This is a genomic window from Novispirillum itersonii subsp. itersonii ATCC 12639 (genome assembly GCF_000381985.1).
GTDB lineage: Bacteria > Pseudomonadota > Alphaproteobacteria > Rhodospirillales > Rhodospirillaceae > Novispirillum > Novispirillum itersonii.
In genome coordinates this window covers 224,481-235,835 of record NZ_KB907337.1, presented here as the reverse complement: position 1 = coordinate 235,835, position 11,355 = coordinate 224,481, and the positions used below count along the sequence as shown (strand labels likewise).

The 11,355-nt window shown below is 61.5% G+C and carries 7 protein-coding genes; 1 reads left to right on the top strand and 6 read right to left on the bottom strand.

Features of this window, described 5'->3' with window-relative positions:
- Positions 1-918, bottom strand: coding sequence for an ABC transporter permease subunit (locus G365_RS0101060; protein WP_026344990.1), 918 nt, complete (start codon positions 916-918; stop codon positions 1-3).
- Between the two features lie 401 nt (positions 919-1,319).
- On the opposite strand from G365_RS0101060, the gene uvrA reads away from it, so the two are divergent.
- Entirely contained in the window at positions 1,320-4,151 is a 2,832-nt protein-coding gene (uvrA, locus tag G365_RS0101055; protein WP_019643642.1) for an excinuclease ABC subunit UvrA, read from the top strand.
- Between the two features lie 29 nt (positions 4,152-4,180).
- Here the strand turns inward: uvrA and G365_RS0101050 are convergent, their stop codons facing one another.
- The 5 genes from G365_RS0101050 to G365_RS0101030 form a co-directional block, all read right to left on the bottom strand.
- On the bottom strand, positions 4,181-4,708 hold the full coding sequence (locus tag G365_RS0101050; protein ID WP_019643641.1) for a GNAT family N-acetyltransferase: 528 nt from the start codon (positions 4,706-4,708) through the stop codon (positions 4,181-4,183).
- Between the two features lie 118 nt (positions 4,709-4,826).
- Positions 4,827-6,683 (bottom strand): dihydroxy-acid dehydratase, encoded by a 1,857-nt coding sequence (gene ilvD, locus G365_RS0101045; protein WP_019643640.1) that lies wholly within the window; start codon positions 6,681-6,683, stop codon positions 4,827-4,829.
- A 146-nt stretch (positions 6,684-6,829) separates the two neighbouring features.
- Positions 6,830-7,726 carry an HAD-IIA family hydrolase gene (locus G365_RS0101040; RefSeq protein WP_019643639.1) on the bottom strand — a complete coding sequence of 299 codons (897 nt, stop codon included), beginning with the start codon at positions 7,724-7,726 and terminating at the stop codon, positions 6,830-6,832.
- A 79-nt stretch (positions 7,727-7,805) separates the two neighbouring features.
- Entirely contained in the window at positions 7,806-8,426 is a 621-nt protein-coding gene (locus tag G365_RS0101035) for a hypothetical protein (protein ID WP_019643638.1), read from the bottom strand.
- A 12-nt stretch (positions 8,427-8,438) separates the two neighbouring features.
- Positions 8,439-11,159, bottom strand: coding sequence for a valine--tRNA ligase (locus tag G365_RS0101030; protein ID WP_019643637.1), 2,721 nt, complete (start codon positions 11,157-11,159; stop codon positions 8,439-8,441).
- Positions 11,160-11,355 lie beyond the last annotated feature (196 nt).

Sequence of the window (11,355 nt, the reverse complement as noted above, 5' to 3'; positions counted from 1 at the left end):
TTACACCTTTTCCACTTCAGGTTTGCCGAGCAGGCCGGTCGGGCGGAAGATCAGCACCAGCACCAGAATGCCGAACGTCGCGACATCCTTGTACTCGATGGTGAAATATGCCGACCAGAACGCTTCGATGAGGCCGATCAGAATACCCCCGAGCATGGCGCCCGGCAGCGATCCGATCCCGCCCAGCACCGCAGCGGTGAAGGCCTTGGTCCCGGCAAGGAAGCCGATATAGAAGTCGATGACGCCGTACTGCAGGGTTACCATCAGACCGGCCACCGCCGCCAGCACAGCACCCATCACGAACGTGGTGGAAATTGTGCGGTCAACGTTGACGCCGATCAGGCCAGCCATCGTGCGGTCCTGTTCACAGGCACGCTGCTGACGCCCCAGAGAGGTGCGGGTGATGACATACGTGAAGCCCGCCATCAGCACCACGGTCAGAACCATGATGAAGATCTGCAGATAGCTGATCACGACGTCAAAGTTGTTGCTGTCCGTAAACAGCGTCAACCCGCCGGCGATCACCGGTTCCATCGGCTTCACACGGGCACCCTGGGCGATCTGCACGGCGTTCTGAAGGGCGATGGACACGCCGATCGCTGAAATCAGCGGCGCAAGACGGAACGAACCACGCAGGGGGCGATACGCCACCCGTTCGACCGACCAGCCGTAGATTGCCGTAAAGATCATCGCCATCAGAAGGACCACCACCAGCGCCAGCGGCACGAAGGTGATCCCCAGTGCACCGAGCACGAGGAAGGTGATGACAGAGATGAAGGCACCGATCATGAAGATGTCGCCGTGGGCGAAGTTGATCATGCCGATGATGCCATATACCATCGTATAGCCGATGGCAATCAGGCCATAAATGGACCCAAGGGTGAGTCCATTTATCAACTGTTGGAGAAAGTAGGCCACCCTACCCCCGTATCCTGTTGATTGTCTCCCAGACGCCTTAACCTTTTGGTACGGCGCTTTCCGATGAGCCTATCCCAGAGGATCACCCTGTCAAGACAGATATCAGAAAACCCCGAAAGAATAGTACGTTTCACAGAACCTGCCCTGATCCACAGAAGATTCTCTTCCGTATTCACCCTTACGCACGGTTTCATTGCTTTTGCAGGTGCGCACATAACCGTCATTCCCTGCACCTTATGAACACCACGGCGACATAATATAAACCTTTGGGTAATGATCTTTCGCATCCCCCGCGTATCATGTTGCCATTTTGTACCAAACTCGCCATGCTGGCCCCATCCGTCCCCGGTGCCGACCGGCACCAGAGCACTGAACCGCCCGAGAGCAGTCAGGAACACACCATGCAAGAGATCCGGGTTCGCGGCGCACGCGAACACAATCTGAAAAACGTCGATATCACCATTCCCCGTGATCAGCTTGTGGTGATCACCGGTCTCTCCGGGTCCGGAAAATCCTCTCTCGCCTTCGACACCATCTACGCTGAAGGCCAGCGCCGGTATGTGGAATCTCTGTCTGCGTATGCCCGCCAGTTCCTTGAGCTGATGCAGAAACCCGATGTGGATTCGATCGAGGGCCTGTCCCCGGCGATTTCCATCGAACAGAAGACCACCTCGCGCAATCCCCGCTCCACCGTCGGGACGGTGACGGAGATCCACGATTACATGCGTCTGCTGTGGGCGCGGGTCGGTGTCCCGTATTCCCCCGCCACCGGCCTGCCGATTGAGGCGCAGACCGTCAGCCAGATGGTTGACCGGGTGATGACCCTGCCGGAAGGCACCCGCCTGTATCTGCTGGCCCCGATCGTGCGTGGCCGTAAAGGTGAATATAAAAAAGAAATTCAGGATCTTCAGAAGCGCGGCTTCCAGCGCGTCAAGGTCGATGGCGAACTCTATGCCATCGACGAGGTCCCGGCCCTGAACAAAAAAGTCAAACACGACATTGAGGTGGTGGTTGACCGCGTGGTGGTGAAAGAGGGCATCGCCACCCGCCTTGCAGATTCTTTCGAACAGGCGCTGGAGCTGGCCGATGGCCTCGCCTTCGTCGAACCAGCCGATGGCGGGGAGCGGATCACCTTCTCTGCCAAATTCGCCTGCCCGGTCTCCGGCTTCACCATCGACGAAATCGAACCCCGGCTGTTCTCCTTCAACAATCCGTTCGGGGCCTGCCCGACCTGCGACGGGCTGGGCGTAAAGCTGTATTTCGACCCCGATCTGGTGGTGCCCGACATCCGCCTGTCCATCGCACAGGGGGCGGTGGCCGCCTGGGCCTCCAGCGCCGGAGACCCCTCCCCTTACTATGCGCAGGCGTTGCAAAGCGTTGCCCAGCATTACGGCGTCTCAGTCGATACACCGTGGTCTGATCTGCCATCGTCCGTGCAGGCGGCCCTTCTCAACGGCTCCGGCACCGCCCCGGTGGTGATGACTTACCGGGATGGCAGCCGCACCTATACCGTGGAACGGCCGTTCGAAGGGGTGATCCCCAATATTTCCCGCCGCTGGCGTGAGACCGAAAGCCAGCAGGTGCGGGATGATCTGTCGCGCTATCAGGCCTCCGCCGCCTGCGAAAGCTGCGGGGGGAAACGCCTGAAGCCGGAAGCGCTGGCGGTGAAGGTCAACGGGAAGGATATTGCCGAAATCTCCACCCTGTCGATCGGCGATGCGCTCGACTGGTTTGGCGCCCTCAACGACGCCCTGACCCCCAAGCAGCAGGAAATCGCCGGGCGGATCCTGAAGGAAATCAACGAACGCCTGACCTTCCTGTCAAACGTGGGCCTACAGTACCTCAGCCTGTCTCGAACCTCCGGCACCCTGTCGGGCGGGGAAAGCCAGCGCATCCGTCTGGCCTCGCAGATCGGCTCCGGGCTGACCGGGGTTCTCTACGTCCTCGACGAGCCGTCGATCGGCCTGCACCAGCGCGACAACGACCGCCTGCTGGAAACCCTGAAGCGCCTGCGCGATCTGGGCAATACCGTTCTGGTGGTCGAACATGACGAGGACGCCATCCGTACGGCTGACCACCTGATCGACATGGGGCCGGGCGCCGGGGTGCATGGCGGCACCGTGGTTTCTGCCGGAACCCCGGCGCAGGTGATGGCCGACCCCGCCAGCCTGACCGGCCAGTATCTCAGCGGCAGCCGGAAAATCGAAATTCCTGCCGAACGACGCCCCGGCAGTGGAAAACACCTGTCGGTGATCGGGGCACGGACCCATAACCTGCAGAATGTAACCGCGACCTTCCCGCTTGGTACATTCACCTGCGTCACCGGGGTCTCCGGCGGCGGAAAGTCGTCGCTGGTGCTGGAAACGCTGTACAAGGCGCTGGCCAAGCAACTGCATGGTGCCCGCGAGCACCCCGGCCCGCACGACCGGATCGACGGGCTGGAGCATATCGACAAAATCGTCGATATCGACCAATCCCCGATCGGCCGCACTCCGCGCTCCAATCCCGTCACCTATACCGGGGCGTTCACCCCGATCCGTGAGTGGTTTGCCGCCATGCCGGAAGCCAAGGCACGGGGGTATAAAGCCGGGCGCTTCAGCTTCAACGTCAAGGGCGGGCGATGCGAGGCCTGTCAGGGCGATGGCGTTCTGAAGATCGAGATGCACTTCCTGCCCGACGTGTACGTCACCTGCGACGTCTGCAAAGGCAAGCGGTATAACCGCGAGACGCTGGAGATCCTCTATCGCGGTAAATCCATTGCCGATGTGCTGGATATGACGGTTGAAGAAGGCGCTGAATTCTTTCAGGCCGCACCGGCAATCCGCGATAAGCTGGAACTGCTGACCAAGGTCGGCCTTGGCTATATTCACCTCGGGCAGCAGGCCACCACCCTTTCCGGCGGCGAGGCGCAGCGCGTTAAACTGTCGAAAGAACTGTCCCGGCGGGCTACCGGGCGGACTCTCTACATCCTCGATGAGCCGACAACCGGGCTGCATTTTGAAGACGTCCGTAAACTGCTGGAGGTGCTTCAGGCGCTGGTCGATCAGGGCAATACCGTGCTGGTGATCGAACATAACCTTGAAGTCATCAAGACCGCCGACTGGATCGTCGATCTTGGCCCCGAAGGCGGCAGCGGGGGGGGCCAGATTGTCGCCTCCGGCACCCCGGAAGAGGTTGCCGCCAACCCCCGCAGCCATACCGGTAAATACCTGCTGCCTTATCTCAAACGCTGACCCCGGGCCTGTGTGAGGGGGCTTCCCCCTCACACATCCGGCAGGGCATAAACGTTCCGGGTATGGCCATCGGGGAAGAGCTCGCGGGCAAAGACCGTTCCGCCCAGTTTTGCGATCAGCCCCTGCGCGGCAAGATTGGTGTCTTTGGTATGGGTTTCAACCAGATCCAGCCCCAGCGTCCGATACCCGAACCGGACCACCGCGCGGGAGGCTTCCAGCGCATAGCCATGGCGGCGGGCTGATGGCACGATCCACCATGTCAGCTCCCGGCGCGGGTAGCCTTCCGGCCACCACAGGCCGCAGCCCCCGATCATCTTGCCGCTCGTCTTCTCAATCACCGCCCAGCGGCCATACCCCCGCAGCACCCAATGGCCGATATCGGTTGCCAGCAGCCGCCACGTCTGCTCGGCAGAAAACGGGCCGCCATAAAAATGCGAAGCCTCGGCATCCGCAAAAAATTCACTGTAAACAGCATAATCCTCTGCCTGAGGAGCCCGCATCAACAGCCGCTCGGTCTCAAGGACCGGCACCTGTGACAGAAGTGGTGACGGTTTCATCGGTCGATATCCAAAATTTTAGATTGAAAGATCTGCCCAGAGAATAGCGCAAAAAGATCAGGCCCGCCCCGGTTAATCGGGGCGGGCCTGCACATAAACACTCTGTCAGGACAGAGGATTACAGATTTTCCAGCTTGCTGACATCCCGCACCGCACCGTGAGCGGCAGAGGTGGCCATTGCCGCATAGGCACGCAGGGCGGTGCTGACCTTCCGCGACCGGGCCTTTTCCGGCTTCCACGCGGCTTTGCCCTTTGCTTCCATCGCGGCGCGGCGGGTTGCCAGAACCTCTTCAGAAACGCGGACGTTCAGCGTGCGGTTGGGGATGTCGATATCAACCATATCGCCGGGCTCGATCAGGCCGATGGTGCCCCCTTCCGCCGCTTCCGGCGAGCAGTGGCCGATCGACAGACCGGAGGTCCCGCCGGAGAAGCGGCCATCGGTGATCAGGGCGCACTGCTTGCCCAGCCCCATCGACTTCAGGTAGCTGGTCGGGTACAGCATTTCCTGCATCCCCGGGCCACCACGCGGGCCTTCGTAGCGGACAACCACCACATCCCCGGCCTTCACATCACCGCCAAGAATCTTGGCGACGGCTTCTTCCTGACTTTCGCAGACCACAGCCGGGCCGGAGAACTTGAGGATGCTGTCATCCACACCGGCCGTCTTCACGATACAGCCATCCAGCGCGATGTTGCCGTACAGCACGGCCAGACCGCCATCCTGCGAATAGGCGTGGGTCTTGCTGCGGATCACACCCTTTTCGCGGTCGGCATCCAGCGCCGCATACCGGCGGGACTGGCTGAAAGCCTCGGTGGTGCGGACACCGCCGGGGGCTGCCCGGAAGAATTCCTGCACCTGCGGATCATCGCTGACGGCGATATCCCACTTGGCGATGGCATCCTTCATGCTGGCAGAATGGACGGAACGGGTCTCGGCGTTGAGCAGACCGGCGCGGTGCAGCTCACCCAGAATGCCGATCACACCCCCGGCCCGGTGCACATCTTCCATATGGATATTGGCAACCGCCGGGGCGACCTTGCACAGGTTGGGCACACGGCGCGACAGGCGGTCGATATCAGACATGTTAAAGTCGATCTCCCCTTCCCGCGCTGCCGCCAGCAGGTGCAGCACGGTGTTGGTGGAGCCGCCCATGGCGATATCAAGGCTCATCGCGTTTTCAAACGCCGCCTTATTGGCAATGTTGCGCGGCAGAACGCTTTCGTCGTTCTGCTCATAATAGCGGCGGGCGAGATCGACGATCCGACGCCCGGCCTCAAGAAACAGCTCCTGACGGTCAGCATGGGTCGCGACGATGGAGCCGTTGCCCGGCAGCGACAGCCCCAGCGCCTCGGTCAGGCAGTTCATCGAGTTGGCGGTGAACATCCCGGAGCAGGAGCCGCAGGTCGGGCAGGCTGACCGCTCGTACTTGGCGACGTCTTCATCAGACACCGACTTGTCGGCGGCGACGATCATGGCATCGATCAGATCGACGGCCTTTTCGCCATCCTTCAGAATCACTTTCCCGGCTTCCATCGGGCCGCCGGACACGAAAATGACCGGAATGTTGAGGCGCATCGAGGCCATCAGCATACCCGGGGTGATCTTATCGCAGTTGGAAATGCAGACGATGGCATCGGCGCAGTGGCCGTTAACCATGTATTCCACCGCGTCGGCGATCACTTCCCGCGACGGCAGGGAATAGAGCATGCCGTCATGCCCCATGGCGATGCCGTCATCAATGGCGATGGTATTGAATTCCTTGGCGACACCGCCCGCCTTTTCGATCTCACGGCAGACCAGCTGCCCCAGATCCTTCAGGTGTACGTGCCCCGGCACGAACTGGGTGAAGGAATTGGCCACCGCAATGATCGGCTTGCCGAAATCGGCATCGGTCATGCCGGTGGCACGCCACAGGCCACGGGCACCCGCCATGTTGCGGCCATGGGTCGAAGTACGGGAGCGGTAGGCTGGCATCGGGAGTCCTCACACTGCGTGGAACGGGCTGTCTCCGGGCCGGAAAGAAAAGAACCGGCCGGAATGACGGAAAAGGCCACCCTGCGGTCAGGGTGGCCCATAGATGTACGAATTCCCGCTGCACGTTGCAAGAAAGTAATGCAGCCTTACAGGCTTGGCGCAACAAAATTAGGGAAAAGCCCGGCTTCGGCAAACCGCGCCGCGCTGTTCTGCCCTGACAGGAAGCCCCATTCCAGCAGCAGACAATCCATGCCCGCCCCACGCCCGCCGAGAATATCGGTATGCGGGCTGTCCCCCACCATCAGCATCCGCTGCGGCGCAATCTGCGGAAATGCCGCCAGAACCCGCTGGTATACCGGCAGGAACGGCTTACCGAGGAAAGTAATCTCCGTCAGCCCTTCCGCCGCCGCCAGATGGGCGAAATAGCCCGGCTCGGCAGAGATACGGCCAGTATAAGGGCAGCCGACATCAGGGTTGCAGACAATCATCGGGCGCGGCTGGCGACGCAGCTCTGTGAAGAAGGTCGCCACATGCGTTTCTTCCCAGAAGTTGCAGTCAACAAAAACAATGCTGTCCACGCCATCCCAGCCTGCCGGATCATCGGTCAGCGGTTTCAGCTGCGGATAGCGGTCCTGAAGGTCTTCAGGGTGCGAGGCAATCACCCCGGTCTGCCGCCCGGCCCATGGGGCCAGAATCTCCGGCAGCAGCGACCGCCCGCTGATGATCTCCTCATCTCGGATGTCATAGCCGCGCTGGCGCAGGCGGTCGGCCACACTGTGCGGCTCGTGCGTAACATCGTTGGTGACCACGCACAGCGGCGTGCCCGAAGCCCGCAGCGCCGCCACCGCCTTCAGGGAGGCCGGGAAAGCCGGCCCTCCGACGTGCAGCACTCCGTAAGCATCAAAGACGACCAGATCGTAATCTGCCGCCACATCGGCCAGACCACTGACCCGGCGCGGGGTCACCGGAGCAGGATGTGCGGGAAGACGGGCGGCGGCATCCAGATACACCTGCCAAGCCTGTTCGAAAGAAATGTAGAGCACGGGGAATCTTCTGCGACAAATGGGGTTATGAAAGAATGGCCGGACACATCCGCCCGGCCATCAGACATCGCGACAGATCTCAGGCGTCTTCGCCCAGATCCTCAATTTCCTCCTCAAGCTGCTTTTTGCGCTTCTTGAGGTAACTTTCCAGCGCCAGCACCTCAGCGTGCAGGGCCCGGACCTTTTTCATGTGGGACCGCCGCCGGTTGGACTGAAACCGCTTGAGGGGAGATTTCAGACCCAATGCCCCGGCGACCCATAACGTCATCATGCCACCGATAAAGGTCAGGGTTCCGGCGATGATGCGGCTGGGGCCGGCATCAACCGCCAGCAGACTGCCCCAGACCCCGACGGTCGCGAGACCGACACCCAGCACGATCATCGCCCGGTCCAGCGCCCGGCTTTCCAGATCACGCAGCACTTCCTTCGAGCGGATGGCCGAGGCAATTTCCAGCCGGGCCAGTTCCTGCCATTTCCGGAAGGAGACCCCTTTGGCAAGCGTCCGGTTATCGCGGATGAAGCGTTCCAGCTTCAGCACGATCACCTCGGCCTTTTCCTCGGGGGTGCCGATATCGTCGTCATCCTCCAGATCAACCCGTGCCGAACGGCCCGGCTGCCGCCCCGGCTGGGGGGGCGGCAGCTGGTGGGCCCGGCGGGAGACCGGGCCACCTGCCGAGGGACGGGCGGGCGGGCGGGCCATCTGCCCTGCCCCTTAGGCCAGACGGCTGAGGGCGTCAGCCAGCTTGGCGCGGGTGGCCTCAAACTCAGCCAGACGGTCCCGCTGCTCTTCCACCACTTCCGGCTTGGCCTTGGCCACAAAGGCTTCGTTGCCCAGCTTGGCGGCCAGCTTCTTGATCTCACCGTCAAGCTTACCGACTTCTTTGGTCAGGCGGGTCTTTTCGGCGGCGATATCAATGATGCCTTCCAGCGGCAGCATGGCGGTTGCTTCGCCCACAACGATCTGCGCCGCGTTGGCAACGGCGGTCTCTGCGGCGACCACCGTGATGCTGTCCAGACGGGCCAGCGTCAGCAGCAGCGGGCGATGGGTCTCCAGACGGGCCAGAGTGGCCGCACCGGCCCCCTTCAGCAGCAGCGGCATCCGCACCGACGGCGGCACGTTCATTTCCGCCCGCACCGACCGGATGGCGGAAATGGCATCAACCACCCAGTCCATTTCGGCCAGCGCATCAGCGTTTTCAAGACCGCTGTAGTCCGGCAGCTTGGTCGAGATCAGGGCCTGCGGGCGTTCCGCCAGCTTGCCCCACAGCTCTTCGGTGATGTAGGGCATGAACGGGTGAAGCACGATCAGAATCTGATCCAGCGCCCACGCGGCGGTGGCACGGGTTTCGGCCTTGGCGGCGGCATCGTCGCCGTTAAAGACCGGCTTGGCAAATTCCAGATACCAGTCGCAGAAGCTGCCCCAGGTAAAGTGGTAGGCCGCGTTGGCCGCATCGTTGAAGCGGTAGCCGTCCAGCGCTTCCCGCACCTTGGCGGCGCAGTCAGCGGTCTTGGCAATGATCCACTTATTCAGGGTGGTGGTCACCGCCTTCGGATCAAAGCCCGGCTGCACCACGCATTCGTTCATCTGACAGAAGCGGGTGGCGTTCCACAGCTTGGTGGCAAAGTTGCGGTATCCGGCAACGCGCTGCTCGCTCATCTTGATGTCGCGGCCCTGCGCCGCCATGGCGGCAAGGGTGAAGCGCAGCGCATCCGTCCCGTACTGGCCGATCAGGTCCAGCGGGTCGATGACATTGCCCTTCGACTTCGACATCTTCTGGCCCTTTTCATCGCGAACCAGAGCATGGATGTAAACGGTGCGGAACGGCACCTCATCCATGGCGTACATGCCGAACATCATCATCCGGGCGACCCAGAAGAAGATGATGTCAAACCCGGTGACCAGCACATCGGTCGGGTAATAACGGTCCAGTTCCGGGGTCTTATCCGGCCAGCCGAGGGTGGAGAACGGCCACAGGCCGGAGCTGAACCACGTATCCAGCACGTCGGGATCCCGCGTCAGGGCGGTGGCCTGCCCGTAGTGCTTTTCAGCGGCGGCAAGGGCCTCTTCCTCGGTCATTTCGACGAAGGGGTGACCATCCGGACCGAACCATGCCGGAATCTGATGGCCCCACCAGATCTGACGGGAAACACACCACGGCTGAATATTGCGCATCCAGTCGAAGAAGGTGTTTTCCCACTGCTTCGGCACAAAAACGGTCTTGCCGGTCTCGACGGCCTCAATCGGCTTGCGGGCCAGCGCCGGGGCATCGACGAACCACTGGTCGGTCAGCCACGGCTCGATCACCACGCCGGAGCGGTCGCCGTAAGGCACCGTCATCGGGTTTTCGTCAATCTTTTCCAGCAGGCCGTTTTCTTCAAAGAAGGCCACCACCTTCTCGCGGGCGACAAACCGGTCAAGGCCACGGAACTCTTCCGGAAGATCCAGCAGCACCGGGGCACCGTCAGCGGCCTTCACCGGGCGGGCGTGATTGCCGTCAAACTTCAGCAGGGCGGTCGGCTCGGCCAGAATCTTCGCATTGAGATCCAGAACGTTGATCACTTCCAGCCCGGCACGCTTACCGACCTCAAAGTCGTTAAAATCGTGAGCCGGGGTGATCTTGACCGCGCCGGAGCCCTTCTCCGGGTCAGCATACTCATCAGCGACAATCGGGATCAGACGGCCGGTGATCGGCAGGCGCACCATCTTGCCGATCAGATGCTTATAGCGTTCATCGTCGGGATGGACGGCAACGCCGGTGTCCCCCAGCATGGTTTCCGGGCGGGTGGTACCGACAATCACATAGGTATCGGCCAGTCCGTCCACCGGATAGCGCAGATACCACATCTTGCCTTTCACCTCGCGCTGCTCCACTTCCAGATCGGAAATGGCGGTGTGCAGCTTCGGATCCCAGTTGACCAGACGCTTATCGCGGTAAATCAGGCCGTCTTTGTGCAGCTTGACGAAAATGGTGCGGACGGCCTTCGACAGGCCTTCATCCATGGTGAAGCGCTCACGCTCCCAATCCGGGGAGGCACCAAGGCGGCGCAGCTGACGGGTGATCGCCCCGCCGGACTGTTCCTTCCACTCCCACACCTTATCGATAAAGGCAGTCCGGCCAAGATCATGGCGGGTGATGCCCTCTTTTTCCAGATTCCGCTCCACCACCATCTGGGTGGCGATACCGGCATGGTCGGTGCCGGGCTGCCACAGGGCATCCTTCCCGCTCATGCGGGCGTAGCGGATCAGCACATCCTGCAATGTGAAGGTCAGGGCGTGCCCCATGTGCAGGTTCCCCGTCACGTTCGGGGGCGGCATCATGATGGTGTACGGTACATCGCCCGACCCGACGTCGGAGCGGAATACCCCCGTCTCCTCCCACTGCTTATAAAGCCGTTCTTCAACGTCAGCAGGGTTATAGGTCTTGTCGAGCATGATTCCTGACTTCCACAGACTTTAAAACAGTAAGGCGACCCACCCGCGCCGACAGCGGACTTTGCCGGATTCGCGGCAGATGGGGGCGGCAGAATACCCAACGGCGGCAAAAAACCAAACCGCAAACAGGAAAAAATCTCTGTTCCCGCAGCCGGTCCCCCAAAACAATACCGCCGGAGCAGCCCTGCCCCGGCGG